The organism is Burkholderia sp. AU44665 (genome assembly GCF_030504405.1).
GTDB classification, from domain to species: domain Bacteria; phylum Pseudomonadota; class Gammaproteobacteria; order Burkholderiales; family Burkholderiaceae; genus Burkholderia; species Burkholderia semiarida.
Genome location: NZ_JAUJRI010000008.1, coordinates 164,351 through 190,380, shown reverse-complemented (window position 1 = coordinate 190,380; position 26,030 = coordinate 164,351). Strand labels below are relative to the sequence as shown.

Genomic DNA, 26,030 nt, shown 5'->3' with positions numbered 1-26,030 from the left:
ATGGGCTCCGTGTCGTGGATGGAGGGGGCGGGCTGATGCGCAATATCGTCCAGCGATACGCGAAGCCGACCCCATTGGCTTGCACATTTGTGATACTGCGTGGTATCGTAATGCTGGAATTTGAATACTGTCAAGTACTGGAATTGTCGTGACCGAAAACAACCCGGGCCGCCGCGGCCGGCCGGCGAACGAAGCGCTTCGCCAAACGATAGTCGACGCCGCCTCCGAACTCTTTGTGGAATTGGGTTTTCAAGCGACGACCATGGACAAGGTCGCCCAGCGGGCGAAGATATCCAAGCTCAGCATCTATCGGCACTTCGAGAACAAGGAGGCGCTGTTCAGCGCGGCCATGGTGGCTCGTTGCGATCAATTCGCACCGCAGACCCTTTCCGAAGGCGTCGACGGTTCGGTCGAAGATCAGCTCATGGCGGTGGGATCATCGCTGCTTCGCACGCTGTTGAGCCCGGACGTCCGCAGTGTCGAAGCCATGGTTTTGGCCGACAAGACGAATCAAAGGTCGTTGAGCAAGCTTCATTACGAAGCCGGGCCGGCCCGTGTCATCGCTCAAATCGAGGCGGTGTTGCGTCAGTTGCACGCGAAAGCGATTCTGAACGTGCCCGATGCTCACCGGTCCGCCCGCTTGTTTGCCGCGCTTTTCAAAGGATCCGATCTTCTGCTTGTCGCGCGCTTCGATGAGGCGCGCGCAGAGGACGACGACGAAATCGAGTCCTATTGCCGGTCGGCCGTCGCCATGTTCATTGCCGCGCACGGTGGCATCTAGGCCGCGAACGAAGGTCGCTTTCTGGGCGATAGCGCCCGTCGGCTTCTGACAGACGACGAGGGTCGTTCAAGAACGTCGGTAATCCGCCGACCCATTTCCTTCCGATCATTCGCAGAAGCCGACATCGAAGCTGAAGACCGGATGACCAGCCGCACCCTTTTCCCATCAGGAAAACCCTGATCGCCTCGGCAGGCCACCGGTTTCAGCGGGTTTTCCGCCTGCCAAAAGCAGTAGCAGTAAGCTTTCCGCTCAAACACCACCCCGAACCCGCACGACCGCGCTCCATCAAGCCTCCCAGCCAGCATACCTATCCAAAACAGGTATGGCGCACCGCCATATTTCGCGCAGCCAGTGCGATTTCAATACCTGCCAGGTATCGAAAATCCCGCCTAAAAGTATTGGACGCCCCGTTTCCCCGCCGCGTATAAATCCGTCCCATGAACCACCCCCACGCAGCGCACCCCATGTCCTCCGCGACCATCGAACGCATCGAAACCCGCCTCGTCGATCTGCCGACGATCCGCCCGCACAAGCTGTCGGTGGCCACGATGCACGGCCAGACGCTGATGCTCGTGAAGGTGTTCTGCAGCGACGGCGTGACCGGTATCGGCGAAGGCACGACGATCGCCGGAATGGCCTACGGCCCGGAAAGCCCGGAAGCGATGAAGCTCGCGATCGACGCGTACCTCGCGCCGGCGATCGTCGGCCGTGACGCGACGCGCGTCCAGGCGCTGATGGCGCATGTCGGCAAGCTCGCGAAGGTCAATCACTTCGCGAAGAGCGCGCTCGAAACCGCGCTGCTTGACGCGCACGGCAAGCGTCTCGGCGTGCCGGTCAGCGAACTGCTCGGCGGCCGCCGCCGCGACCGCCTGCCGGTTGCATGGACGCTCGCGTCGGGCGATACGGCCGCCGACATCGCCGAAGCCGAACGCATGCTCGACCTGCGCCGCCACAACGTATTCAAGCTGAAGATCGGCGCGAGAGCGCCGGAAACGGACATCCGCCACGTGGCCGAGATCAAGCAGGCGCTCGGCGAGCGCGCGTCGGTGCGCGTCGACGTGAACATGGCGTGGAGCGAAACGCAGGCCGCGCGCGCGATCCCGGCGCTCGCCGATGCGGGCTGTGAACTGGTCGAGCAGCCTGTGGCGTCGGCCGCGGCGCTCGCGCGCCTGATGCGCCGCTTCCCGGTCGCGCTGATGGCCGACGAAATCCTGCAAGGCCCGGACAGCGCATTCGAGATCGCGAAGCATCACGGCGCCGACGTGTTCGCGATCAAGATCGAACAGAGTGGCGGCCTGTTCGCCGCGCAACGCGTCGCGGCGATCGCGGACGCGGCCGGCATCGAGCTGTACGGCGGCACGATGCTCGAAGGCGCGTTCGGCACGGTGGCGTCCGCGCACCTGTTCGCGAGCGTCGCGAACCTGCAGTGGGGCACCGAACTGTTCGGTCCGCTGTTGATCACCGAGGAAATCCTGACGCAGCCGCTGGACTACAGCGACTTCGAACTGACCGTGCCGGACGGCCCCGGTCTCGGCATCGCGCTCGACGAGGACAAGGTCAGGCGCTTCACCCGCGACGGGCTGACGAAAGTCGTGCGGTAATCGAGTCAGGCCAAGACCGTCATCCCCCAATACACATGGAGACAGCATCATGAGCGTCAAGGTTTTCGACACGAAGGAAGTGCAGGACCTGCTGAAGGCCGCATCGAACGCGAGCGGGAGCGGCGGAAACGGCTCGAAGGGCGACGCACGTACGCAGCAGATCGTGCTGCGCCTGCTCGGCGACCTGTTCAAGGCGATCGACGATCTCGACATCACGCCGGACGAAGTGTGGGCCGGCGTGAACTACCTGAACAAGCTCGGTCAGGATGGCGAAGCGGCGCTGCTCGCGGCCGGCCTCGGTCTCGAGAAGTATCTCGACATCCGGATGGATGCCGAGGACGAGGCGATCGGCCTCGACGGCGGCACGCCGCGCACGATCGAGGGGCCGCTGTACGTGGCGGGCGCTCCGGTGCGCGACGGCGTCGCGAAGATCGACCTCGACGCGGACGAAGGCGCGGGCCCGCTCGTGATCCACGGCACGGTGAAGGATCTCGACGGCAAGCCGGTGACTGGCGCGCTGGTCGAATGCTGGCATGCGAATTCGCACGGCTTCTATTCGCACTTCGATCCAACCGGCGCGCAGACCGACTTCAACCTGCGCGGCGCGGTGAGGACGGGCGCGGACGGCAAATACGAATTCCGCACGCTGATGCCGGTCGGCTACGGCTGCCCGCCGCAGGGCGCGACGCAGCAACTGCTGAACCGTCTCGGCCGTCACGGCAACCGTCCCGCGCACGTGCACTTCTTCGTGACGAGCGACGACCACCGCAAGCTCACGACGCAGTTCAACATCGACGGCGATCCGCTGATCTGGGACGACTTCGCGTATGCGACGCGCGAGGAATTGATTCCGCCCGTCACGCAGAAGACCGGCGGCACGGCGCTCGGGCTCAAGGCCGACGCGTACCAGGACATCGAATTCGACTTCGTGCTGACGCCGCTCGTACAGGGCAAGGACAACCAGATCGTCGAACGCCTGCGCGCGTCCGCCACGGCATAACCCGCCGACGGCACGGCGGCGTGCGTGCGCCGACGCTGCCGGCCGGTTCCCCGAGACTCAACCGATACCGATGCGAGCGTGCTTGCAGGACGCGGCACGCGCATGGAAGGAGCCATCATGTCCGTCACGATCGACGCTACGACCGAACTGGATCACCTGCTGGAAACCGCCGTGCAGGATGACAAGGAGGCCGGCATTTTCCGCTGCCGCCGCGACATCTTCACGAACGCGGCGCTGTACGAGCTCGAGATGAAGCATATCTTCGAGGGCAACTGGGTGTATCTGGCGCACGAAAGCCAGATTCCCGACAACAACGATTACTACACGACGTGGATCGGCCGCCAGCCGATCGTCATCACGCGCGACAAGACCGGCGAGCTGCATGCGGTGATCAATGCGTGTGCGCACAAGGGCGCGATGCTGTGCCGCCGCAAGCACGGCAACAAGGGCAGCTTCACGTGCCCGTTCCACGGCTGGACCTTCTCGAACACCGGCAAGCTGCTGAAGGTGAAGGACGAGAAGACGACCGAGTATCCGGTGCAGTTCAACACGCACGGCTCGCACGACCTGAAGAAGGTCGCGCGCTTCGCGAACTATCGCGGCTTCCTGTTCGGCAGCCTCAACGCCGACGTGCTGCCGCTCGAGGACTACCTCGGCGAAGCGCGCGTGATCATCGACCAGATCGTCGATCAGGCGCCGAACGGTCTCGAAGTGCTGCGCGGCAACTCGTCCTACATCTACGAAGGCAACTGGAAGATGCAGATGGAGAACGGCTGCGACGGCTATCACGTCAGCACCGTGCACTGGAACTATGCGGCGACGATGGGCCGCCGCAAGGAAGCGGGCACCAAGGCGGTCGACGCGAACAGCTGGAGCAAGTCGGTCGCGGGCGTGTACGGCTTCGACCACGGCCACATCCTGCTGTGGACCAAGACGATGAACCCGGAAGTGCGGCCCGTGTACCGGCACCGCGACGAGATCCGTGCGCGCGTCGGCGACGTGCAGGCCGATTTCATCGTGAACCAGACGCGCAACCTGTGCGTGTATCCGAACGTGTTCCTGATGGACCAGTTCAGCACGCAGATCCGCGTGGTGCGTCCGCTCGCGGTCGACAAGACCGAAGTCAGCATCTTCTGCTTCGCGCCGAAGGGCGAGAGCGAAGCCGACCGCACGACGCGCATCCGCCAGTACGAGGATTTCTTCAACGTGACCGGCATGGGCACGGCCGACGATCTCGAGGAATTCCGCGCGTGCCAGGCCGGCTATGCGGGCATCACGGCGATGTGGAACGACCTGTCGCGCGGTGCGCCGCTGTGGATCGACGGACCCGACGAGAACGCGAGGAAGATGGGGCTGAACCCGCGCATTTCGGGCGAGCGCAGCGAGGACGAAGGGCTGTTCGTGTGCCAGCACGAACACTGGGTGCACGTGATGCGCGATGCGCTGAAGAAGGAACGCGGGGAGGTGGCGGCATGAGCTTCGATTACCGGACGATTTGCGCGACGCTGTATCGCGAGGCGCGTCTGCTCGACGATCGCGAGTGGGACGCATGGCTGACCTGCTACACGGAGGACGTCACGTACTGGATGCCCGCGTGGGACGACGACGATCGGCCGACCGACGATCCGCAGCGCCAGATTTCGCTGATGTACTACCCGGATCGCGGCGGGCTCGAGGATCGCGTGTTCCGGATCAAGACCGAGCGCAGCGGCGCATCGACGCCCGAACCGCGTACCAGCCACAACGTGACGAACGTCGAGGTGCTGGCCGAACGCGACGGCGAGGTCGACGTGCGCTACAACTTTCATACGCTGAATCACCGCTACCGCGTCACCGACCACTTCTTCGGCACGGTGTTCGTCACGCTGCGGCAGGCGGGCGACGCGCTGCTGATCTCGCACAAGAAGATCGTGCTGAAGAACGACTACATCCGGCAGGTGCTCGACGTCTATCACGTCTGACGCCCGTTGTTTGCCATGAAAGGAAGTGGAGGTGACGCGATGTCCAGCTACAAGATTGCATTGAATTTCGAGGACGGGGTAACCCGCTTCATCGACTGCAAGGCCGGCGAGAAGGTGCTCGATGCGGCTTTCCGCGCGAAGATCAACCTGCCGATGGATTGTTCCGACGGCGTGTGCGGCACCTGCAAGTGCCGCGCCGAAAGCGGCCGCTACGACCTCGGCGACGACTACATCGACGATGCGCTCACCGAGGACGAAAAGGACGGTGGCCTCGTGCTGACGTGCCAGATGGTGCCGCAAAGCGACTGCGTGATCGCGGTGCCGACGTCGTCGGTCGCGTGCAAGACCGGGCAGAGCAGCTTCGCCGCGACGGTCACGAAGGTCGAGCAGCACAACGATGCGGCCGTCGTGCTCGAGCTCGATGTCGGCGCGAGCGCACCGGCGTTCCTGCCGGGCCAGTACGTGAACATCGGTGTGCCGGGCAGCGGCCAGCATCGCTCGTATTCGTTCTCGTCCGCGCCGGGCGATACGAAGGTCGGATTCCTGATCAAGAAGATTCCGGGCGGCGTGATGAGCACGTGGCTCGAATCGGCGAAACCCGGCGACACGCTCGAACTGAACGGGCCGCTCGGCAGCTTCTACCTGCGCGACGTGCAGCGGCCGCTGCTGTTCCTCGCCGGCGGCACGGGCCTCGCGCCGTTCCTGTCGATGCTCGACGTGCTCGCGCGCAGCGGGTCGCGGCAGAAGGTGCACCTCGTCTACGGCGTGACGCGCGATCTCGATCTCGTGCTGGTCGACGCGATCGAGGCGGTTGCGGCGAAGCTGCCGAACTTCAGCTTTGCCACCGTCGTCGCGGACGCCGCGTCGAGCCATCCGCGCAAGGGTTGGGTCACGCAGCACATCCCGGCCGACGCGCTGAACGACGGCGACGTCGACGTCTACCTGTGCGGGCCGCCGCCGATGGTCGATGCGGTGCGCCAGTACTTCGACGAAGCGGGCGTGAAGCCGGCCAGCTTCCACTACGAGAAGTTCACCCCCAACGTCACGGCAAAGGCGGCATGATCATGCAACGATTCTCCGGCAAGGTCGTCGTTGTCACGGGCGCGGCGCAGGGCATCGGCCGCGGCGTCGCGCTGCGGGCGGCGGCCGAGGGCGGCAGGGTACTGTTCGTCGATCGCGCGGATTTCGTGGCCGAGGTCGCGGCGGAAGCGGGCGGCGGCGACACAGCCGGCTTCGTCGCCGATCTCGAAACGTACGAAGGCGCGCATGCGGCGATTGCATACGGGGTGCAGACGTTCGGCGGTATCGACATCCTGATCAACGGTGTCGGCGGCGCGATTCGCATGCGGCCGTTCGCCGAGTTCGAGCCCGCGCAGATCGACGCGGAAATCCGCCGTTCGCTGATGCCGACGCTCTATACCTGCCATGCCGTGCTGCCGCACCTGATCGCGCGTGGCGGCGGCACGATCGTCAACATCTCGTCGAACGCGACGCGCGGGATTCGCCGCGTGCCGTATTCGGCCGCGAAGGGCGGTGTGAACGCGCTGACGTCGGCGCTCGCGATGGAGTACGCGGAACACAACGTCCGCGTCGTCGCCACCGCGCCGGGCGGCACCAGCGCGCCGCCGCGCCGCGTGCCGCGCAATGCGGCCGGCGACACCGAGCAGGAACAGGCGTGGATGGGGGAAGCGGTGCGGCAGGTGACCGACTCGACGTACTTCAAGCGCTACGGCACGCTCGACGAACAGATCGCGCCGATTCTGTTTCTCGCATCCGATGAAGCGAGCTATATCACCGGGACGGTGCTGCCGGTGGCGGGCGGCGATACGGGTTGAGCGGCGCGCGCACCGATCCTCACACGAACAATCGGCCGGCGCTGCGAGTCCGGCCACGGAGACACTCATGCAACAACGCGAAGCGATCGTTCCGGCCGGCATGGAAGCCGTGTACGAAAAAATCGGCTATGCGCCGGCGGTCAAGGTGGGCGATACGTTGTACGTGTCCGGCCAGATCGGCCGCGACGCGGCGATGCAACTGGTCGAAGGTCGTGAAGCACAGATCGTGCAGGCGTTCGAGAACCTGAAGCGCGTGCTCGAAGCGGGCGGTGCGTCGCTCGACGACGTCGTGGATCTCACGACCTTCCACACCGACATGCGCGACCTGCCGCTGTTCATGCAGGTGCGCGACCGCTACCTCCGCGCGCATCCGAAGCCGGCGTGGACGGCGGTCGGCGCGCACATGCTGGGCGGCGCACCCGGCTATATCGTCGAGATCAAGGCGGTGGCGGTGTTGCAGCGGTGAGTGTCGGCGTCGCGGCTTGCTTCGCATCGCCTTCGATCCCGGCGACCGTCACCGCGAGGCGCCCCGGCGTTCCGGCTACCGCCCTCAGCCGGTACGCAAGCCGGTTCCGATGATGCCGATTTCCCTGGCGGGTGCCTCGTCCACGGACGTTTCGTCGGCCGGCCGCGTCACGCGAGCCGGAATTTTTTCCGCAGGCTCGCATCGACCGGGCCGGCCGGCATGAAGCGCCGCAACCTGCGCAGCAGCGACGCCTCGCCGTTGGGCGTGCGCCGCATCCGCCATGCCCCGAGCGCCGCGTCGACGACGGTGGCGGCCACGCCCTCGGGGTGCGGCGCGGCTTTCACGCTGTCGCCGACGGCGCGCGCCGCGAGCGTGCGCTCGCGGTCGTAATCGGCGATCGGCGCGCTCGCCTGCGGCGCGTTGACGTCCAGGTTGGTCCGCGTAAACGACGGCTCGACCAGCGTCGCGCGAATGCCGAACTGGCGCAGCTCGTGATCGAGCGATTCGGTCAAACCTTCCACCGCATGTTTGGACGCCGAATAAAGCCCCATGTACGGCGCCGGCAGAAAGCCGAGCACCGAGCTGACATTGACGATCCGGCCACGCCGTTGCGCCCGCATGTGCGGAAGTACCGCACGGGTCGTACGCAGGATGCCGAATACATTGGTGTCGAACAACGCGTCGGCTTCGTCCACCGACGTCTCCTCCACCGCGCCGATCAGGCTCATGCCCGCATTGTTCACGAGCACGTCGATACGCGCGGCGCGGTCGATGATCGTCCGGATGCCGGATCGAACGGACGCGTCGTCACGCACGTCCATCTCGATCAGCTCGACGCCGGCGACGGGCGCCGTTCGCGCGATGCTGCGCACGGTGCCGAACACGCGGCAGCCCCGTTTGGCGAATCGTTCTGCGGCGACGCGCCCGATGCCCGACGACACGCCGGTCACGACGACAACGGTGGAATTCGACATGGCTGTTTCCTTCGATACGGGGAATGGGGAATATCAATCGCGCGCATCCAGCGCGGGCTGAAGTGCGGTCGTGGCAGGCGCTGCCGGTTCATGGCCGCCGTGGCGGGCGGCGGCGGAATGACCGGGCCGGATCCTGAACCAGATCGCATACATCGCCGGCAGGAACATCAGCGTGAGGATCGTCCCGGCGAACGTGCCGCCGATCAGCGTGTACGCGAGCGTGCCCCAGAACACCGAATGCGTGAGCGGTATGAACGCGAGCACGGCCGCCATCGCGGTGAGGATCACCGGGCGCGCCCGCTGCACGGTCGCCTCGACGACCGCGTGGAACGGATCCAGCCCAGCCTGTTCGTTCTGGTGAATCTGGCCGATCAGGATCAGCGTGTTGCGCATCAGGATCCCCGACAGCGCGATGAGGCCCACCAGCGCATTGATGCCGAACGGCTGCCGGAACAGGATCAGCGTCGGCACCACGCCGATCAGGCCGAGCGGGCTCGTCAGGAACACCATCACCATCGCGGAGATCGAGCGCACCTGGAAGATGATGATGATCAGCGTCACCGCCAGCATGATCGGGAACAGCGGCAGCATCGCCTTCGTGGCCTTGCCCGATTCCTCGATCGAGCCGGCTTCCTCGATTCGATAGCCGCTCGGCAGCGCGGCGACGATCGGCTGAAGCTGCTTCGTGATCGCGGCCGACACGTCCGGCGGCTGCAGGCCGTCGGCGATGTCGCCGCGCACCGTGAGCGTCGGCACGCGATCGCGCCAGCGCATGATCGGCTCTTCCATGCGCACGTCGACCTTGCCGACCTGCGACAGCGGAATGCGCTGCCCGTTCGCGCCGGCGAGCGTGAAGTCGTCGAGCCGCGCCGGGTCGAGCCGTGCATCGCCGCCCGAGCGGGCGACCACCTGCACGGTCCGGATATCCTCGCGCACCTCGGTGACGGGCACTCCGGTCAACAGAAACTGCAGCTGCTGCGCGACCGCGCTGGACGTCAACCCGACGGCCTGCAGGCGGTCCTGCTCCAACGTGAAATGCAGCGCCGGCGCGCGCGTGCCCCAATCGGCATTGACCGTGCGCATCATCGGGCTGCCGGCCATCACGCGCTCGACGTCGGCCGCGATGCCGCGCAGCGTGTCCGGATCGGGGCCCGTGACCCGATACGCGACCGGGAACGGCGAATACGGGCCGAACACGAGCTGCGTCACGCGCACGCGCGCATCGGGCGCGAGGCCGTCGGCGATCGCCTGCCGCAGGCGTGCCTTCAACGCGTCGCGCTCGTCCTGGCTGTCGGTGCGCACGACGATCTTCGCGAACGACGGATCGGGCAGCTCCGGCCCCATCGCCAGATAAAAGCGCGGCGCGCCCTGGCCGACGTACGCGGTGACGATCCTCGCTTCCTTCTGCTTCGCGAGCCACGCTTCGACCTTCGACGTGGCCGCGCTCGTTTGCGAAATCGACGTGCCGTACGGCATCTGCACCTCGACGAGGACCTCGGGGCGATCGGAGATCGGGAAGAACTGCTTCTTGACGACGGCCATGCCGAGAATGGCGAGTACGAACAGGCCGACGACGGACGCCGCAACCAGCCATTTACGCGCAATCACGCGCGTCAGCACCTGTCGGAAACGGTTGTAGCGCGGCGTGTCGTAGATCGCATCGTGACCGCCTTCGAACTTCTTGAGGTTCGGCAGCATCTTCACGCCGAGGTACGGCGTGAACGCGACGGCGACGACCCACGATGCGATCAGCGCGATCCCGACGATCCAGAACATGTTGCTCGTGTATTCGCCGGCGGTGGAGCGCGCGAAGCCGTTCGGCATGAAGCCGACCGCGGTGACCAGCGTGCCGGCCAGCATCGGCGCGGCCGTATGGCTCCACGCGTAAGCCGACGCGGCCACGCGGTCGTAGCCTTCCTCCATTTTCACGACCATCATTTCGATCGCGATGATCGCGTCGTCGACGAGCAGACCGAGCGCGAGGATCAGCGAACCGAGCGTGATGCGATCGAAGTTCTTGCCGGTGGCGGCCATCACGACGAACACCACGGCGAGCGTCAGCGGCACGGCCGCGGCGACGACGAGGCCGACGCGCCAGCCCATGCTGACGAAGCTCACCAGCATCACGACGAGCAGCGCGGCGAAGAACTTGACCATGAACTCGTCGACGGCCGAGCTGATGTTCACGGACTGGTCGGTGACCTTGGTCAGGCTCATGCCGAGCGGCAACTCCGCGTTGATCGCGCCGACTTCCCGGTCCAGCGCGCGGCCGAGGTCGAGCCCGTTCCAGCCGTCGCGCATCACGACGCCGAGCAGCAGCGCGGGTTCGCCGTTGTTGCGGATCATGAAGGTGGACGGGTCTTCGTAGCCGCGCTCGACGGTGGCGATGTCCGACAGTTTCAACGTGCGGCCCTGCGCGACGATCGGCGTGTCGCGAATCTTCTGCAGCTTGTCGAACGCGCCATCCATGCGAATGAAGATCTCCGGCCCGCGCGTCTCGACGGAGCCGGCCGGCGTCAGCGCGTTCTGGCCATTGAGCGCGGCGAATACGTCCTGCGGGCTCACGCCGAGCGTCGCGAGCCGGTCGTGCGACAGCTGCACGTAGATGCGCTCCGCCTGTTCGCCGATGATGTCGACCTTCTTCACGCCCGGCACATGCAGCAGCCGCTGGCGCTGCGTCTCCGCATCGCGAACCAGCAGGCGCTGCGGTTCGCCCTTGGCCTTCAGCGCGAACAGCGCGAACGTGACGTCCGCGTATTCGTCGTTGACCAGCGGGCCGATCACGCCGGCCGGCAGATCGTTCGCGACGTCGCCGATTTTCTTGCGCGCCTGATAGAACTGCTCCTGCACCTCGGACGGCGGCGTGCTGTCGAGCAACGTCAGCGTCGTGAACGCGAGGCCGGGGCGCGTGTAGGTTTCGGTGCGGTCGTACCAGCGTAACGCCTGCAATCGCTTTTCGATCTTTTCGGCCACCTGGTCGTGCATTTCCTGCGCGGTCGCGCCCGGCCATGCGGTGACGATGGTCATCACCTTGACGGTGAAGGCCGGGTCTTCCGCGCGCCCCAGCTTGAAGAACGATACGAGCCCCGCGAGCGAAATCAGGCAGATCAGGAACAGCGTGATCGCGCGCTCGCGCACCGCGAGCGCCGACAGGTTGAAGCGGCGTTCGCTCACGGCCGTGCTCCTTCGTGTGCGGCCGTGGCGGCCACGCGAACCGCTTCGCCGTCGCGCAGCAACTGCGCGCCGAGCGCGACGACCCGCTCGCCTTGCTTCAGTGCGCCGGACACGCGCGCGCTGTCGTCGTCCAGATGCTCGACCGTGACGGGCCGCCATCCCACCTTGGCCGGATCGCCCGCGACGACCCACACGCCGGGCCCTTTGCCTGCATCCAGCAGCGCGCCGATCGGTACCTGCAGGCCGGCTTGCGGCGTCGTGCGCGCGTCGTCCGGCATGCGGATCGTGACGGTCGCGCCCAGCGGTGCGGCGGCCAGCGCGCCCTGCAACACGTAGCGCGCTTCGAACGTGCGCGTTCGCGCATCCGCGGCGTTGGACAACTGGCGCAGCGTCGCGGGGACACTCGCGCCCGGCTTGCCGAACAGCTCTGCCTGCGCGATGGATCCGACCGCGGGGCGCAGCGTTTCCGGCAGCTGGATCACCGCTTCCCGGCTGCCGGCGTGCGCGAGCCGCACGACCGGCTGGCCGGCGCTGACGACCTGGCCGGGCTCCGCGAGCGTTTCCATCACGACGCCGTCGCCGTCCGCGACCAGTTCCGCGTAGCCGGTCGCATTGCGCGCGACGTCGGCGTCGGCCTCGGCGGCGCTCAACTGGGCTTTCGCGGCGTCGGCCGCGGCCTTGACCTGGTCATAGGCCGATGCCGATATCGCGCCGGTGCCGCGCAGGTCGCGGTAGCGCGCTTCGTCTTCGGCGGTCTGCCGCGCGCGTGCCCGTGCCGCGGCCACCGCTTCATCGCGTGCGCGCGCCGCGAGCTTCAGGTCGACGGGGTCGATGCGCATCAGCGGCTGGCCGCGGCGGACGGTTTGCCCGGTATCGACGAGCCGCTCCAGCACCTTGCCGGACACCCGGAACCCGAGGTCGCTCTGCACGCGGGCGGCGACGGTGCCGGTAAACGACCGCGATGCGGGCGCGGCTGCGTGCACGATGGCGGTACGCACGAGCGGCGCTTCCGTGCGCGGATCGGAAGGCGCTTTTCCGCTGCAGGCGGCTAGCGCGAGGGGCAGCGCGGAAGCGACTGCAAGGAGAGCGAGGCGACGCCGGACCATGAAAGACCCACTGACGAGGTGATCGGGGCTTTCATTGTGTATCTAGTGACCAAAATAGTCAATAGTCACAAACGGTGTCGGTTCATGGGGCGAGGCTGCGGAGCACCAGGCTCGACAACTGCGCGGGCGCGGCGTCGGTCGTGTCGAGGTTGTACTGCAGCAGCAGCGGATTCAGGTACGGCCGCATCACGAGGTAGATCGCCGTCGCGGTTTCGTCCAGCGGCGTCTTGCGCTCGAACTCGCCGCTTTGCCTGCCCGCCTGCAGCACCTCCTGCAGCAGCTTCTGCACACGGGCCTCATAGGCCTGCACCGACTGCCAGTTGCCGGTGGCGGCCGACGCGGCGATGTCGTACAGCTTGCGGTCGCGGAAGAACAGCCGCAGGCTCGCTTCGGTAGAAACCTTGAACATGCGCCGCAGCTTTTCGGTGGGCAGTTCCGCTTCGGCGACGGCGGCGCGCACGTCGGTCTCGATTTCATGCAGGCAGTTCGAGCAGATCATCTCGCCGATCGCCTGTTTCGACTCGAAGAACTTGTAGATATAGGCCTTCGAGAAGCCGATGGACTTCGCGAGGTCGGACACGGTCGTCTTCTCGTAGCCGTACCGGCTGAAGTGCTCGGTAGCGGCGGCCACGATCTGGTCGCGCACGTCGTGATCGGCCGGGCCGCGTGCGGGCGCGGGGGAAGCGGAGTTTTCTTTCATGGGTTGCGGCTGGCAGGGATGGACAACGAGTGACTATTTGGTATTATAGTCACCACCTGATCTTGACTGAAACCGTCATGCTACCGAAACCCATCGTTGCCGCGCTGCTCGCCGCGCTCCTGTCTGCCGGATGCGCCGTCGGTCCCGACTACGTGCGGCCGGACGTCGCCATGCCGCAGCGCTTCCAGGGCCAGAGCGCCGTGGAGCAGCGGCGCGCGGCGGCCGACGCCGAACTCGCGACGTGGTGGACGGGCTTCGGCGATCCGCAGTTGACCCGGTTCGTCACGCTCGCGCTTGCACAGAACCTCGATCTCGCGCAGGCCGCGGCCCGCGTCACGCAAGCGCGTGCCGGGCTCGGGGCGGCCAATGCGGCGCTGTTGCCGTCTGGCAATGTGACGGGCCAGGCCGCGCGCGTCTATCAGTCGGTCGAAACGCCGTTGGGGCGCGTTCTGAATTCGACGCCCGGTTTCGACCGTCACGGGAGCGCCTACGAAGCCGATTTCAACGCGAGCTGGGAACTGGATGTGTTCGGCGGGCTGCGCCGCGGGCGGCAAGCCGCGCTTGCCGATTATCAGGCATCCGAAGCGGCGGCGGTCGCCACGCGCCTGGCCGTCGCCGCGCAGACGGCCGACATCTACATCACGATTCGCGGGTTGCAGGGCCGGCTGAAGGTCGCGCGGCATCAGGTGCGGACCGAACAGGATCTGTTGTCGACGATCAACCTGCTGTACGGGAAGGGGCTCGCGGCGGAGCTTCAGGTCAGGCAGGCCGAAGGTGCGCTCGCGCAGGTTCGTGCGACGGTGCCGGTGCTCGAGGCGGCGCTGGACACGGCGATGAATGCGCTCGACGTGATGCTCGGCGCGCAGCCCGGCACGCATCGCGCGGAATTGCTCGACGGCGGCGACGTGCCGGTGGCGCCGCGGATCGCGGCGACGGGCACGCCGGGCGAATTGCTCAGGCGGCGGCCCGACCTGATGGTCGCCGAGCGACGCCTTGCGGCGTCGAACGCGCGCATCGGCGTGGCGATTGCCGAGTATTACCCGAAGTTCTCGCTGAGCGGATTGCTCGGCAGCGCGACGACGATGGGCGCGGGCAACCTGTTTGCCGGCGGCGCGAACCAGGCGGCCGGCGTGCTCGGCCTGCGCTGGCGCCTGTTCGACTTCGGCCGGATCAATGCGCAGATCGCAGACGCCAAAGGAAAGGAAGCCGAAATGCTGGCCGCGTATCGGCTCGCGGCGCTGCACGCCACCGAGGATGTCGAAAATGCGTTCTCTGCGCTCGTCAAGCGCGACGAACAGGCGGCCGTGCTGGCCAGCGGCGTGGATTCGCTCGGCCGCGCGCGGGCCGCGTCGTTCGCGGCGTACCAGAAAGGCGTCGTCAGCCTGATCGAAGTGTTGCAGGCCGACGAAAGCTTGCTGCGCGCGTCCGACGAACGCGTGCAGGCGCGAACCGAATCGGCGCGTGCGGCGGTCGCGGCGTTCAAGGCGCTCGGTGGAGGATGGCAGGCGCCGGAGGCCGAGGCCGTTGCGAGCCGGTAGCGGTAGCGCCGGAGCCTCTGATCGGCATCGTGCGGGAAGCCCTGCGCGCGGTACGCGACTACCGATGGATCGCTCGCCGCAACCGCCTCACATCCTGCTCCGACACCGGCGCCGCCCGATTCCCCCACGCGCCGCGCACGTAACTGACCACCGCCGCGATTTCTCCGCTCGTCAACGTGCCGCGCATCGCCGGCATCCGCTGCACGGGGCCGTTTTCACCCGGCGCCGGCCGAGCGCCTTCGACGACGATCCGGATCGTGCTCGTCGGATCGGCGGCCAGCACGATCGAACTGCTCGCGAGCGCCGGCCCGTGATCGCGCACGCCCGTGCCGTCCGCGCCGTGGCAACGCGCACAGAACCCCGCATACACACCGGCCCCGGGCGCTTGCTGGCCGCTTTCCGGGCGCGGGCCGGCGGGCGTCAACCGCGGCACGCCGACGCCCAGCGGATTCGTCGCGGCGGTCGGTTGCGCGGGCAACGATTTGAGGTACACGGCGATCGCCCGACGATCGTCCTCCGTCAGCAACGCAGTGCTTTCTCCGACGACCGGGGCCATCGCGCCGAACACCGAGCCGCGCGCCGCATGGCCGCTGCGCAGGAACGCGGCGATGTCGTCGGTCGACCAGCGGCCGAGGCCGTCCGGGTCCGTGCCGGTCAGGTTCGGCGCGAACCAGTGATCGTTGATACCGCCGGTCAGGAACGCGGGGCTGCGTTCGTCGTAGCCGCGTTCGTTGTAGGCCGGCCCGCGCGGCGTATGGCATGCGCCGCAATGGCCGAGCCCCTGCACGAGATAGGCGCCGCGATTCCATTGCGCTGATTGCGACGGCTGGGGCGTGAACCGGTCGCGGTTCGCGAACGCGAGGCTCCACAGCCCGAGGGCCCAGCGCTGGTTGAACGGAAACGGCAGTTGCGTGAGCTTCGCCGCGTTCGGGGACGGCGCGACGCCGCGCATGAAATACGCGTACAGCGCGCGCACGTCGTCGTCGGTCAGGTGCGCGAGCGACGGGTACGGCATCGCCGGATACAGCCGGCTGCCGTCCGCGCGCACGCCGCGCCGCAACGCGTCGTCGAACTGGCGCAGCGTGTAGTGGCCGATCCCGTGCGTCGGGTCCGGCGTGATGTTCGGCGCATAGATCGGCCCGAACGGCGAATTCACCGGCTGGCCGCCCGCGTACGGCGTATGGTCGGCCGCGTCGTGGCACGCGGCGCAATCGCCGGCCAGCGCGAGATAGCGGCCGCGCGCGATCGTCGCGGCGTCGGCGCTCGCCGCCGCCGCGGCAATGACCGGGCGGCGGGCGGTCGACGCGGAAGCGGAGTCCGGCGGCGTGGCGGAAGCGCCGGACGCTGCCGAATTGGCGACACTCGCCTCCCGCTTGCGTGAAAGCCGCGGATCCTCTCTCGCACGAGCGGACATCGACGCACCGGCATCGGCCGCCGACGCGTGAATCCGCACGAACCGCCAGCCCGACGCGGGCTCGGGCGCTTCGGCCGCCGACGCGGCGCCGGCCGTATCGCCGGCTGCCGCTGCGTTGTCGTCGGGCTGCATGTCGCACGCGCCGAGCATGACACACAGCGCGAGCGCGACACCCGCACGGCGGCCGGGCACGCAGCACGAAGCGGACGAGATCAGCGCCATGGACTGCAAGGCCCCACGAAAGCCGTGACGATTCCCGTGAACACGAGACCGATCACGAAGCCGAGCGCGGCGAGCATTCCGCAGCGCGCGAGAAAGCGCGTACTGTCGTCGCGCGTCACGGCGGGCGCATCGGCATCGCGTCGATATCGGTGCCGCCACGCCCGCGCGAGCCACGTCGCGCAGGCCGCGGCCAGTGCGAACGCGCCCGCGGCGATCAGTGCGAGCCACACGCCGACGTGCGTCCAGCGCGGCGCGGCCTGCGCGACGCCGAGCGGATAGCATGCGGTGGACGCGAGCGTTTCGGACACGAGCATCTGCGCAAACCACAGCGCGGGCGCGCCGACGAGGCCGGCCGCGATCGCGAGCAGCGGGGTCCACGCGCGTCGGGCGTCGCTCATCCCGTGCTCCTCAGCCAGAACGGCGATACGTACAGCGCGGTGAAGATGAACAGCCACACGATGTCGACGAAGTGCCAGTAGAGCCCGCCGACCGTCAGCGCGACGCGTCGCTCGCGGCTGAAGAAACCGGCGGCCGTCCACCCCGCGAGCAGCGCGAGGATCGCGAGGCCGGCCACGACGTGCGCGAGATGGAACCCGGTGATCGTGAAATAGAGGCTGCCGTACAGGTGCGCGGTCGGGCCATACGGATGGTCGCGCCATTCGTGAAGCTGGACCAGCGTGAACGCGGTGCCGAGCACCAGCGCGACGACGAGCATCGCGACCGCGCGGGCCTGCCGCTCGGCCCGCACCGCGCGCTCGGCCAGCCACACGAACACGCTGCTCGACAGCAGCACGACCGTGTTGACGGCCGCGAGCCCGATCTTCGGCATCCCTTCGGGCGGCCACGGCGCGGACCATTGCGACTGCAGGTAGAAATAGCAGAACAGCAGATAGCCGAACAGCCCGGCCTCGGTCACGATCAGCGTGAGCACGCCCCACCAGCCGCCCGCGCGTTCGCCGCAACTGCCGACAGGCAGCGGGTCGAGGCAGGCGGCCGGCGCGCCGGCCGGCACCGTGGCCGACGGCGGTTCGGCCGGGTGCGCCCCGGCGGCCGCGGCAGGTGCCTGCGTGTTCGCGCGAGCGGGCAGTCGAGCACGTTGCCCGAGCGCGCGGCGCGGCCACAGCCACACGGCGGTGGCGACCGCGCAACCGGCCGCGGCCACGCACACGAGCGTTGGCGAGCGCACGAGCATCGCCGCGAACACGGCGGTCGCCAGCAGCGCGAGCACGAACGGCACGCAACTGTCGTCGGGCATCTTCAGGATCGCGCTCGGTGCCGCGGCGAGCGGCGTGACCGCGAGCGCCTCGCGCCCGTGTGCGAGCCGGTAGCCGATCCGCAGGCTGGTGCGCGTCGGATCGTCGCGCGTTTCCCACAGCGGATGCCGCGACGCGACGAGCGGCAGCACCGCGAAGTTGTACACGGGCGTCGGCGACGCGACCGACCACTCGAGGCCCGCCGCGCCCCACGGATTGTCGCCGGCGCGCACGCCGCGCCGTGCGCTCACCAGCGCGTTGACGACGAACATCACGATGCCGATCCCGAACACGAACGAGCCGATCGTCGTCAGCAGGTTCGACGTGTCCCAGCCCATTCCAGATGGATACGTATAGATGCGGCGCGGCATTCCGAGCAACCCGGAAACGTGCATCGGGAAGAAGCCGAGGTTGAAGCCGATCAGCACGACCCAGAAGGTCCAGCGGCCGAACCGCTCGTTCATCATCCGCCCGGTGAACTTCGGGAACCAGTACGCGACGCCGCCGAGCACCGGGAACACGTTGATGCCGAGCAGCACGTAATGCAGGTGCGCGACGACGAAGTACGTATCGGTGAGCTGCCAGTCGAGCGGCACGGCCGCCGTCATCACGCCCGACACGCCGCCGATCACGAACATCAGCACGAAGCCCGCGAAATACAGGAACGGCGTGCGAAACACGGGGCGGCCGGTCCAGATCGTCGCGATCCACGCGAACACCGCGACCGCGCTCGGGATCGAGATCAGCATGCTCGCGGCGCCGAAGAACGCGAGCGCGAGCGGCGCGATACCGGTCGCGAACATGTGGTGGACCCACACCTCGAAGCCGATCAGCATCGTCGCCACCGTCGATACCGCGACGGCCTCGTACGCGACGAGCGGCCGCCGGCAGAAGGTCGGTAGCGCGTCGGATACGATCCCCATCGCCGGCAGCACGACCACGTACACCCACGGATGCGCGAACATCCAGAACAGGTGCTGCCACAACAGCGGCCGGCCGCCATGCGCGACGTCGAAGAAGTGCGTGCCCGCATTGCGGTCGAGCCACAGCAGCAGGAACGCGAGGCTCACCGACGGCACCGCCACCAGGTTCGCGACCGACGCGGTCAGCGTGCCCCACACGATGATCGGCACGCGGTCGATCGACATGCCGTGCGCGCGCATCCGCAGCAGCGTGACGACGAAGTTCGCGGCGCCGCCGGTCGTCGAGATGCCGAGCAGGATCATCCCGAGCGCATAGATGTCGATGTTCGCGCCGGCGCTGTAGTCGAGCGACGTGAGCGGCACGTAGTTGAACCAGCCGCCGTCCGGCACCGCGCCGAGCGGAAAGCTCGCGTACAGGAACAACCCGGCGAACAGGAACGACCAGTACGAGAACGCGTTCAGCCGCGGGAACGCCATGTCGCGCGAGCCGAGCATCAGCGGCCACAGGTAGTTCGCGAAGCCGGACAGCACCGGCAGCGCGTACAGGAAGATCATCGTGACGCCGTGCATCGTGAACAGCGAATCGTATTGCGCGGGCGTGAGCAGCGTCGCGTTCGGTCGTGCGAGCTGGATGCGCATCACGAGCGCCTCCACGCCGCCGAGCAGCAGGAACGCGAACGCGGTGACGATGTAGCGCAGCCCGATGCGCTTGTGATCGACGGTGCCGAGCCAGCCGCGCCAGCCGGGTTCCGATTCCCACAGCTCGGCCAGCGCGCGCTCGTGCGCGGAACCGGGCGGCGCTTCGCCGAGATCGGGTACGCGGTTGAGCGGGGCCGGCGTGTCGCGGGCAATGGCCATCGGCATCCTCGGTTCAGTGCAGCGTCGCCAGATACGCGGCGAGATCGTCGGCGTCGCGCGGCGCGAGCGCGATCGACGGCATCAGCGACTGCGGCTTGATCTGCTGCGCGTGCGCGACCCAGCGGCGCAGGTTGTCAGGTGTGTTGTCGAGCGTGCCGGCCGCGAGCAGCCGGCGCGTGCCGACGTGCGTGAGATCGGGGCCCGCGTCGCCCGCCGCGTCGGTGCCGCGCACCGCGTGGCAGCCCGCGCAGCGCGCGGCGAACACGCGCTGGCCGCGGCGTTCGGCGCTCGCCGCGGGGGCCGCGGCCGGCTGGCGCTGCGCGGCGAGCCACGCACGGAACGCGGCCGGCGGCTCGGCCACGACTTCGAACGCCATGTGCGCGTGCTGCGCGCCGCAGTATTGCGAGCACTGCCCGCGATAGACGCCCGGCCGGTCGGCCTGCAGCCATTGGCGATTGGTCTGGCCGGGTATCGTCTGCGTCTTGCCGGCGAGTTGCGGCACCCAGAACGCGTGGATCACGTCGGCGCTCTTCAGTTCGATTGCGATGGGTTCGCCCACCGGAATATGGATCTCGTTCGCCGTGACGAAGCCGGCCCCGTCAATATCGTCCGGATAACGCACGGCCCACCACCAGTCTTGCGCGGTCACGGCGATCGTCAGCGCGGGCGGACGCGGCGGCGCGGCGACGGCACCCAGCACCCGCAGCATGTAGACGAGCGCGCCGAACAGCAGCGCGATCGAGATCGCGGTGCCCACGGTCACGATCGTCAGCCCGCTGCCGTGGCCGGCGCCTGCCTGCGCGCGACGGCGAAACAGCGCGATCAGCAGCAGCACCGCGATCGCGACGCAGACGAACGTGCACAGCGCGAGCAGCGCCCAGCCGAGCACGAAGACCGGCTGCGCCGTGGGGCCGGCCGCGTGCACGACGTACGCGAGCGGCAACGGGGCGGACGGATTGCCGGGCTCGGCAGGCGCGGCGGCCGCGCGCGCGACGATCGGCACGATCGTCCACGCGACCGGTGCGATCCATGCGACATTGCGGGTTTTCAGGAACGGCGGAACGGGCAACGCGACTCCTTGCCGGGTTGGGCGGCATGACGACGGCCGTTCGCGGCGGAGCAAATTTCATGCGCGTGCGGCTCGCACGCATGCGGCCGTGGAAGGGCGGGATGACGTGCACGACGGCCGGTGCGTTACAGCCGGCTTGTAAATTGGGCGGCCATTCACGTCGCCGAACGCGCTTTTCGGCGGCCGGCTTCCGGCTCGTGCAGGTGTACCGGATACAGCGGCGCGACGACGATGCGCACGCGCTGTTCGAACGGCCACTCGGCTTCCGTGACGATGTCGGGCTGCGATCCGAGGAATACGACGTGAGGGCGCGGCGCATGTGCGGGATTTCCCGTTCACGCTCGCGCAAGTCAGGCGTCGTAAATGCGGTGCTCGGCGGTGCTCGGCGGTGCTCGCACGGCCGGGCGACGGGCGAGACGACGCCGACATCGGCCAGCATCGTCCCGCGCGCTTGCGTTACGATTCGCCTTTCCCTTCCTTGCCGCGCTTGTCGCCGTGCTCGCCGTTGCCGGGCAGCACGGCCGACAGCACCTGCCGCGCGGTCTCGACGATCACGTTCGCTTCACGCGGGTCGCCTTTCGCCAGCGTTTCGGCAAAATGCTTCGCCTGCTGCAGCGTCACGTGCGGCGGCAGCGGCGGCACCTCGGGGTCGCTCTTCACTTCGAGCACGACCGGCCGGTCGGACGCGAGCGCTTCGTCCCACGCGGCGCCGAGCTGCTCCGGATCGTCGACGTAGATGCCCTTGAGGCCGAGGAGGGTCGCGAAGCGGTAGTACGGCACGTTCGGGATCTGCTGCGACGCGTCGAACTTCGGGTCGCCCTCCATCACGCGCTGCTCCCACGTGACCTGGTTCAGGTCCTCGTTGTTCAGCACCATGCAGATCCAGCGCGGGTCGGGCCACTGGCGCCAGTACTTCGCGACCGTGATCAGCTCGGCCATGTTGTTCATCTGCATCGCGCCGTCGCCGACCATCGCGATCACCGGGCGCACCGGGTGCGCGAACTTCGCGGCGATCGCGTAAGGCACCGCGGCGCCCATCGACGCGAGGCCGCCGGACAGCGATCCCATCATCCCGCGCCGCATCATCAGGTCGCGCGCATACCAGTTCGCGCAGGATCCCGAATCGCTCGTCAGGATCACGTCGTCGGGCAGGCGCGGCGACAGCTCGGTGAACGCCCGCTGCGGATTCACACCGCGGCCCGCGCTGGCCTTCGCGGCCGCGCGGGCGGCGAGCGTCTCGCGCCAGTCGTGGTTCCATTTCGCGATCCGGTCGCGCCATGCGGTGTCGCGCCGCTCGTTCAACAGCGGCAGCAGCGCGCGCAGCGTCTCGGCGCTGTCGCCGACCAGATTGACTTCCATCGGATAGCGCAGGCTCAGCATGTCGGCCTTCAGGTCGATCTGCACGCCGCGCGCCTGGCCTTCCTTCGGCAGGAACTCCGAATACGGAAAACCGGAGCCGACGACCAGCAGCGTGTCGCATTCGGTCATCAGCTCGTAGCTGGGCTTCGTGCCGAGCAGCCCGATCGAGCCGGTGACCCATGGCAGGTCGTCCGGCAGCGCGGCCTTGCCGAGCAGCGCCTTCGCGGCGCCGGCGCCGAGCCGGTCGGCCACCGCGATGACTTCGTCGGTCGCCTTCAGCGCACCGGCGCCAACCAGCAGCGCGACTTTCGACCCTGCGTTGAGCACGTCGGCCGCGCGCCGCAGGTCGTCCGCGTACGGGACGACTTTCGGTGCCGTATAGCCGACCCCCGAATGCACGGTGCCGTGCGCGCGCTTCGGCGGCGCGTAGTCGAGCTCCTGCAGGTCGTTCGGCAGCACGAGCGCGGTGACCGTGTGCGCGCCGAGCGCGGTGCGCACCGCGCGATCGACCAGGTGCCGCACCTGGCCCGGTACCGTCGCAAGCTGAACGAATGCGCCCGCAACGTCCTTGTAAAGGGCCGGCAGATCCACTTCCTGCTGATAGTGGCCGCCGAGCGCCGCGCGCGCCTGCTGGCCGACGATCGCGAGCACGGGCATGTGGTCGAGCCGCGCGTCGTACAGGCCCGTCACGAGGTGCGTGGCGCCGGGGCCGGAGGTCGCGACGCATACGCCGAGCTCGCCTGTAAATTTTGCATGCGCGGACGCCATGAAGGCCGCCATCTCCTCGTGGCGCGCCTGGATGAATTCGATCTTCCCGTCCGCGCGGTTCAGCGCACCGAAAAAGCCGTTGATGCCGTCGCCCGGGTAGCCGTAGATGCGGCGCACGCCCCAGTCGTACAGCCGCTGGACGATGAAATCCGCCACTGTCGCCATGCCGTTTCTCCTTGGTTCGGGATGAGCCGATGCGGGGCTGCCGCGCAAGGCACGTGCCGCGCCGCGTGCGTCGGGCACGGCGGTTGCACGCGGCATCCGCGAGCAACGAGCAAGCTGACCGGAGCGCAACGATGGCCGCATTCGCACGCGCCTCGCGCCCGGCGACGCGCGTGCGCGATGGCGGTAACGCGGGTCGCGCGGCCTCAGCCGTTTCAATGCGTGCGAACGAAAGGGGGATGACGCACGCGGACCGTTCACTTTCTTGTCGAGGATTCGTCTCATGCCTGCATTCAACCGTTCATCCATACGCCGTTGTGCCGCCAGCGCGCTGCTCGCGGCTTGCGCGTCGGCGCTGCCCGCGGCCGCACAGTTGCGCCCGGCCAATCCGGTCAGCGTGCCCGACACGTCCACGCAGGCGTTCAAGCGCGCCGACCGAAAAATGATGGAAGCGATGGAAAGCGCGCCGTACACGGGCGACGCCGACCGCGATTTCGTCGCGCACATGGCGCCGCATCACCAGGGGGCGATCGACATGGCGCAGGTCGAACTCAAATACGGCAAGGACCCGACGCTGCGGCAGCTCGCGAGCCGGATCGTCGCCGCGCAGCGCGACGAGATCGCGTTGATGGAGCGCTGGCAGAAGGAGCACGGCAGCACGCCGTGAACCGCGATGCGAGACGGCGATACGCGGGCGGCCGTACCGGTGGTTCCGCACCCGGCAAGCGGCGACGTCGGACGCGCGCCGAGTCGATGGCCGCGCGTACGGGCAGGCACGACGGGAGGCGGGATGCATGGACGGTAAGCGCGAGAGCACAGGCCGCTCGATCGACAGCGTCGCCGACTACATGACCATGATCGGCGCGCAGCGGCAGACGATGGCGCTGCGGCTTTTTCGCGGCCAGTGCAATGCCGGCTGGCCGCTCGCGCCGGGCGTCGCGCGGCAGCACGCGTCGCCCGACGTCGAAGCGCGGATGCTCGACGAATTCACGCGGCGCGCGCTGCCGCATCTCGAACCCGGGCAGAACCTCGAGGCATGCGACTGGCTCGCGCTCGCGCAGCAGCACGGGATGCGCACGCGCCTGCTCGACTGGTCCGGCAACGCGCTGGCCGCGCTGTGGTTCGCGGTCAGGCGCGCGGGCGAATCGGGCGGCGACGGCGTGGTGTGGTGCCTGTCGCACGACGCCGACGACATCGCGACCGCCGCGGACCGGCGCGCGCCGCTGGAGGTCACGCGCACCAAGGTGTTCCGGCCGCGTCACGTCATGCCGAGGATCACCGCGCAGGACGGCTGGTTCACGATTCACCGTTATGACGCGCGCGGCGGGCGCTTCGTGCCGCTCGACGAGGACGCGGATCTCGCCGGCCGCCTCGTGCGCATCGCCGTGCCGGGCGCCCGGTTCGCGTCGATCCGGCAGGAGCTTGCCGGCGTCGGCGTGAGCATCGCGACGATCTTTCCGGATCTCGACGGCATCGCCCAACTGACCGACACGCGCTATTTCCCGGACGACGAGGACACGCACGCACCGCGCTAAAGCCGCGCTGCGCGGGCGTACGGGGCGGGCACGCGTGATGCTTCTCCCGACGGCGCGCACGCGGGACCGAACCCCCGAGCGGCCGCTGGCGTGCGGTTCGCGGCGGGCGGCGAGGCGGTTCATGCGCGCATTCAAACAGACTATCGATCCGGGAGGCATTCATGCGCGAACTCAACGAACCACCGAGCGACCGTCGCGACACGGCGTGCAAGCGCGGCGCCGGTTCCGGGCCGGCCGGGCACGCCGTTACCCGTGCGTTCGAACGTTTTGCGTCGCGCGTGACCACCTGGGCCGGCTCGCCGGTCGCGTTCGGCAGCGCGGTCGCGATTACCGCGATATGGCTCGTGAGCGGGCCGGTGTTTCACTACTCCGACGCGTGGCAGCTCGTGATCAATACCGGCACCACGATCATCACGTTCCTGATGGTGTTCTTGCTGCAGCGCAACCAGAATCGCGACAGCGTGGCGTTGCACCTGAAGCTCGACGAACTGCTCGCCGTCACGCGCGCGGCAAGCGACCGGCTGATCGGGATCGAGGATGCGTCCGAGGAGGAATTGCGCGCGTTGGCGCAGACCTACGTCGAAATGGCGCAGCGCGCGGCCGAGCGCGGCGACGACGAGCCGGGCGGAAAACGGGCCGAAGCGGCCGACACGAAAACGGCCGACACGCCGCCCGAATCCTGATCTCGCGATCGAGCGATGCGCGGCCCGATGATTTTTCAAACGCTTGTCGTTTCCGGCGCCGCATCGCGGCGCGACGGCTCGTTCGCGCCGCTCGCGGCGGGGAACGGCACGTGCTGCATGCCGACACGAAGCCCGGTCGTTCCGGGTATAGCCCAGGGTGCCGCCATGAACTCCAGAGTCTCGTCGAATCCGTTGTTGAATCTTGCGGTGGCCGTCGCCTGCGGGGCGGCCGCGATGTACTTCCTCGATCCTGCGTCTGGCCGGCGCCGCCGCGCGTATCTGCGCGACAAGGCGGCCGCGGGCCGGCACGACGTGGCCGATTATGCGAATACGCAGGTGAAGCGGGCGGCCGACCATGCGCGCGGTGCGATCGCCGGGCTGCGGGCCGACTGGCTCGCGGGCGACGCGAACGACGTACAGGTCGCCGAGCGCGTGCGTGCGGCGCTCGGCCGGCTCGTCGCTCGCCCGCGCGACATCGACGTGAGCGTCGAGCGCGGCAACGTGTGCCTGACCGGACAGGTCGACGAGGCCGAACGGCAGGCGCTGATCGACGGTGTCGCCGCGCTGCATGGCGTGCATCGCGTCGAGGACGCGATGGGCGCGCGCAGCGAATACAAGGCGCCGACCGACGGTCATTCGCAGTGACGC

22 protein-coding genes are annotated in these 26,030 nt (G+C 68.2%); 13 read left to right on the top strand and 9 right to left on the bottom strand.

Annotated features, from left to right (window positions below; all coding sequences use genetic code 11):
* The first annotated feature begins 148 nt into the window (after positions 1-148).
* From QZM15_RS18855 to QZM15_RS18820, 8 genes are all read left to right on the top strand, one after another.
* Positions 149-781, top strand: coding sequence for a TetR/AcrR family transcriptional regulator (locus tag QZM15_RS18855; RefSeq protein ID WP_059575062.1), 633 nt, complete (start codon positions 149-151; stop codon positions 779-781).
* Positions 782-1,245: 464 nt separating this feature from the next.
* Entirely contained in the window at positions 1,246-2,382 is a 1,137-nt protein-coding gene (locus QZM15_RS18850) for a muconate/chloromuconate family cycloisomerase (RefSeq protein WP_059575063.1), read from the top strand.
* 49 nt (positions 2,383-2,431) lie between these two features.
* Positions 2,432-3,382: a catechol 1,2-dioxygenase gene (gene catA, locus QZM15_RS18845; protein WP_302107015.1), complete on the top strand. Its 951-nt coding sequence runs from the start codon at positions 2,432-2,434 to the stop codon at positions 3,380-3,382.
* 117 nt (positions 3,383-3,499) lie between these two features.
* Complete coding sequence (locus tag QZM15_RS18840; RefSeq protein WP_302107014.1) at positions 3,500-4,858, top strand: Rieske 2Fe-2S domain-containing protein; 1,359 nt, start codon at positions 3,500-3,502, stop codon at positions 4,856-4,858.
* Positions 4,855-5,343, top strand: a complete 489-nt coding sequence (gene benB / locus QZM15_RS18835) for a benzoate 1,2-dioxygenase small subunit (protein ID WP_059637266.1) — start codon at positions 4,855-4,857, stop codon at positions 5,341-5,343. Before QZM15_RS18840 ends, benB begins: the two co-directional genes overlap by 4 nt.
* Before the next feature lie 39 nt (positions 5,344-5,382).
* Positions 5,383-6,405: a benzoate 1,2-dioxygenase electron transfer component BenC gene (gene benC / locus QZM15_RS18830; protein WP_104013344.1), complete on the top strand. Its 1,023-nt coding sequence runs from the start codon at positions 5,383-5,385 to the stop codon at positions 6,403-6,405.
* On the top strand, positions 6,402-7,178 hold the full coding sequence (gene benD / locus QZM15_RS18825; protein WP_302107013.1) for a benzoate diol dehydrogenase BenD: 777 nt from the start codon (positions 6,402-6,404) through the stop codon (positions 7,176-7,178). Before benC ends, benD begins: the two co-directional genes overlap by 4 nt.
* Positions 7,179-7,245: 67 nt before the next feature.
* Positions 7,246-7,644, top strand: coding sequence for a RidA family protein (locus QZM15_RS18820; RefSeq protein WP_226289182.1), 399 nt, complete (start codon positions 7,246-7,248; stop codon positions 7,642-7,644).
* Positions 7,645-7,811: 167 nt separating this feature from the next.
* Here the strand turns inward: QZM15_RS18820 and QZM15_RS18815 are convergent, their stop codons facing one another.
* The 4 genes from QZM15_RS18815 to QZM15_RS18800 all read right to left on the bottom strand — a co-directional run bounded on the left by QZM15_RS18815 (position 7,812) and on the right by QZM15_RS18800 (position 13,598).
* Positions 7,812-8,618: an oxidoreductase gene (locus QZM15_RS18815; protein WP_104013341.1), complete on the bottom strand. Its 807-nt coding sequence runs from the start codon at positions 8,616-8,618 to the stop codon at positions 7,812-7,814.
* Positions 8,619-8,651: 33 nt separating this feature from the next.
* Positions 8,652-11,792, bottom strand: coding sequence for an efflux RND transporter permease subunit (locus QZM15_RS18810; RefSeq protein WP_302107012.1), 3,141 nt, complete (start codon positions 11,790-11,792; stop codon positions 8,652-8,654).
* Positions 11,789-12,898: an efflux RND transporter periplasmic adaptor subunit gene (locus QZM15_RS18805; protein ID WP_059575080.1), complete on the bottom strand. Its 1,110-nt coding sequence runs from the start codon at positions 12,896-12,898 to the stop codon at positions 11,789-11,791. Before QZM15_RS18805 ends, QZM15_RS18810 begins: the two co-directional genes overlap by 4 nt.
* An 82-nt stretch (positions 12,899-12,980) precedes the next feature.
* Complete coding sequence (locus tag QZM15_RS18800) at positions 12,981-13,598, bottom strand: TetR/AcrR family transcriptional regulator (RefSeq protein ID WP_302107011.1); 618 nt, start codon at positions 13,596-13,598, stop codon at positions 12,981-12,983.
* A gap of 77 nt (positions 13,599-13,675) precedes the next feature.
* Here QZM15_RS18800 and QZM15_RS18795 point away from each other — a divergent pair, with 77 nt between their 5' ends.
* The gene (locus QZM15_RS18795; protein WP_302107010.1) at positions 13,676-15,136 is read left to right on the top strand and encodes an efflux transporter outer membrane subunit; all 1,461 of its coding nucleotides are present in this window, start codon (positions 13,676-13,678) and stop codon (positions 15,134-15,136) included.
* Between the two features lie 58 nt (positions 15,137-15,194).
* Here QZM15_RS18795 and QZM15_RS18790 read toward each other — a convergent pair whose 3' ends face one another.
* The 5 genes from QZM15_RS18790 to QZM15_RS18770 all read right to left on the bottom strand — a co-directional run bounded on the left by QZM15_RS18790 (position 15,195) and on the right by QZM15_RS18770 (position 23,167).
* A complete protein-coding gene (locus tag QZM15_RS18790; protein WP_302107009.1) occupies positions 15,195-16,772 on the bottom strand; it encodes a cytochrome c in 1,578 nt (525 codons plus the stop codon).
* Entirely contained in the window at positions 16,763-17,170 is a 408-nt protein-coding gene (locus tag QZM15_RS18785) for a hypothetical protein (protein WP_059575088.1), read from the bottom strand. The genes QZM15_RS18790 and QZM15_RS18785 overlap by 10 nt, the downstream gene beginning before the upstream one ends.
* Positions 17,167-19,806, bottom strand: a complete 2,640-nt coding sequence (ctaD, locus tag QZM15_RS18780; RefSeq protein WP_302107008.1) for a cytochrome c oxidase subunit I — start codon at positions 19,804-19,806, stop codon at positions 17,167-17,169. Before ctaD ends, QZM15_RS18785 begins: the two co-directional genes overlap by 4 nt.
* Before the next feature lie 13 nt (positions 19,807-19,819).
* Positions 19,820-20,875, bottom strand: a complete 1,056-nt coding sequence (gene coxB / locus QZM15_RS18775; protein ID WP_302107007.1) for a cytochrome c oxidase subunit II — start codon at positions 20,873-20,875, stop codon at positions 19,820-19,822.
* Positions 20,876-21,331: 456 nt separating this feature from the next.
* A complete protein-coding gene (locus tag QZM15_RS18770; RefSeq protein WP_302107006.1) occupies positions 21,332-23,167 on the bottom strand; it encodes a thiamine pyrophosphate-requiring protein in 1,836 nt (611 codons plus the stop codon).
* Between the two features lie 280 nt (positions 23,168-23,447).
* Here QZM15_RS18770 and QZM15_RS18765 point away from each other — a divergent pair, with 280 nt between their 5' ends.
* The 4 genes from QZM15_RS18765 to QZM15_RS18750 all read left to right on the top strand — a co-directional run bounded on the left by QZM15_RS18765 (position 23,448) and on the right by QZM15_RS18750 (position 26,027).
* On the top strand, positions 23,448-23,831 hold the full coding sequence (locus QZM15_RS18765; RefSeq protein ID WP_060310393.1) for a DUF305 domain-containing protein: 384 nt from the start codon (positions 23,448-23,450) through the stop codon (positions 23,829-23,831).
* 127 nt (positions 23,832-23,958) lie between these two features.
* Positions 23,959-24,699, top strand: a complete 741-nt coding sequence (locus tag QZM15_RS18760) for an FRG domain-containing protein (protein WP_302107005.1) — start codon at positions 23,959-23,961, stop codon at positions 24,697-24,699.
* A 161-nt stretch (positions 24,700-24,860) separates the two neighbouring features.
* Positions 24,861-25,382, top strand: a complete 522-nt coding sequence (locus tag QZM15_RS18755) for a low affinity iron permease family protein (RefSeq protein WP_059637311.1) — start codon at positions 24,861-24,863, stop codon at positions 25,380-25,382.
* 165 nt (positions 25,383-25,547) lie between these two features.
* Positions 25,548-26,027, top strand: a complete 480-nt coding sequence (locus QZM15_RS18750; RefSeq protein WP_226225665.1) for a BON domain-containing protein — start codon at positions 25,548-25,550, stop codon at positions 26,025-26,027.
* Positions 26,028-26,030: the final 3 nt, after the last annotated feature.

Coding starts and splice junctions, on each gene's coding strand:
- QZM15_RS18770 (WP_302107006.1), bottom strand. CDS start 23,167: ATGGCGACAGTGGCGGATTTCATCGTCCAGCGGCTGTACGACTGGGGC.
- benD (WP_302107013.1), top strand. CDS start 6,402: ATGATCATGCAACGATTCTCCGGCAAGGTCGTCGTTGTCACGGGCGCG.
- QZM15_RS18800 (WP_302107011.1), bottom strand. CDS start 13,598: ATGAAAGAAAACTCCGCTTCCCCCGCGCCCGCACGCGGCCCGGCCGAT.
- QZM15_RS18765 (WP_060310393.1), top strand. CDS start 23,448: ATGCCTGCATTCAACCGTTCATCCATACGCCGTTGTGCCGCCAGCGCG.
- QZM15_RS18795 (WP_302107010.1), top strand. CDS start 13,676: ATGCTACCGAAACCCATCGTTGCCGCGCTGCTCGCCGCGCTCCTGTCT.
- QZM15_RS18750 (WP_226225665.1), top strand. CDS start 25,548: ATGAACTCCAGAGTCTCGTCGAATCCGTTGTTGAATCTTGCGGTGGCC.
- QZM15_RS18790 (WP_302107009.1), bottom strand. CDS start 16,772: ATGGCGCTGATCTCGTCCGCTTCGTGCTGCGTGCCCGGCCGCCGTGCG.
- QZM15_RS18815 (WP_104013341.1), bottom strand. CDS start 8,618: ATGTCGAATTCCACCGTTGTCGTCGTGACCGGCGTGTCGTCGGGCATC.
- QZM15_RS18820 (WP_226289182.1), top strand. CDS start 7,246: ATGCAACAACGCGAAGCGATCGTTCCGGCCGGCATGGAAGCCGTGTAC.
- QZM15_RS18805 (WP_059575080.1), bottom strand. CDS start 12,898: ATGGTCCGGCGTCGCCTCGCTCTCCTTGCAGTCGCTTCCGCGCTGCCC.
- QZM15_RS18840 (WP_302107014.1), top strand. CDS start 3,500: ATGTCCGTCACGATCGACGCTACGACCGAACTGGATCACCTGCTGGAA.
- QZM15_RS18755 (WP_059637311.1), top strand. CDS start 24,861: ATGCGCGAACTCAACGAACCACCGAGCGACCGTCGCGACACGGCGTGC.
- ctaD (WP_302107008.1), bottom strand. CDS start 19,806: ATGGCCATTGCCCGCGACACGCCGGCCCCGCTCAACCGCGTACCCGAT.
- benB (WP_059637266.1), top strand. CDS start 4,855: ATGAGCTTCGATTACCGGACGATTTGCGCGACGCTGTATCGCGAGGCG.
- benC (WP_104013344.1), top strand. CDS start 5,383: ATGTCCAGCTACAAGATTGCATTGAATTTCGAGGACGGGGTAACCCGC.
- QZM15_RS18785 (WP_059575088.1), bottom strand. CDS start 17,170: ATGAGCGACGCCCGACGCGCGTGGACCCCGCTGCTCGCGATCGCGGCC.
- catA (WP_302107015.1), top strand. CDS start 2,432: ATGAGCGTCAAGGTTTTCGACACGAAGGAAGTGCAGGACCTGCTGAAG.
- QZM15_RS18760 (WP_302107005.1), top strand. CDS start 23,959: ATGGACGGTAAGCGCGAGAGCACAGGCCGCTCGATCGACAGCGTCGCC.
- QZM15_RS18850 (WP_059575063.1), top strand. CDS start 1,246: ATGTCCTCCGCGACCATCGAACGCATCGAAACCCGCCTCGTCGATCTG.